This is a genomic window from Bacteroides sp. 224 (genome assembly GCF_010500995.1).
Taxonomy (GTDB): Bacteria; Bacteroidota; Bacteroidia; order Bacteroidales; family Bacteroidaceae; genus Bacteroides.
The window spans coordinates 1-303 of record NZ_QVMK01000125.1 but is presented as its reverse complement, the minus strand read 5'-3'; the positions used below and the strand labels follow the sequence as shown (position 1 = coordinate 303).

The following is a 303-nucleotide window of genomic DNA, read 5'->3' as shown; positions in this document are numbered from 1 at the left end:
GACCCTTCTGTTGAGAGCGATTATGAAACCTTGCTAAATCGTTTAAAAGAATTGACGGGCGAAGAGCAACTTCATTTGATAGGCGATCTGGAACGTATTATTTCCAAAGTAGCCGTAGGACGTGTATCGCCGCGAGAAGTAGGTGGCTCCCTCCTCTTCTATATAGACTCTCTCCACCTTAAATGACTCTTGGTTTAAAAGAGGCCACATCTCCGGGCAACACCAGATTGCCTGTTATTGTATTTACAGATTCGAGGTTTCTTTGTATCTTTATAATAGCCTGAATGAGTTCCTCTTTCCCTT

1 protein-coding gene is annotated in these 303 nt (G+C 42.9%); it reads left to right on the top strand.

Annotated features, from left to right (window positions below; genetic code table 11):
- Nucleotides 1-186 (top strand): hypothetical protein (locus tag D0T60_RS18610; RefSeq protein ID WP_163219986.1); only part of this gene is annotated, 186 nt, incomplete at its 5' end.
- Nucleotides 187-303: the final 117 nt, after the last annotated feature.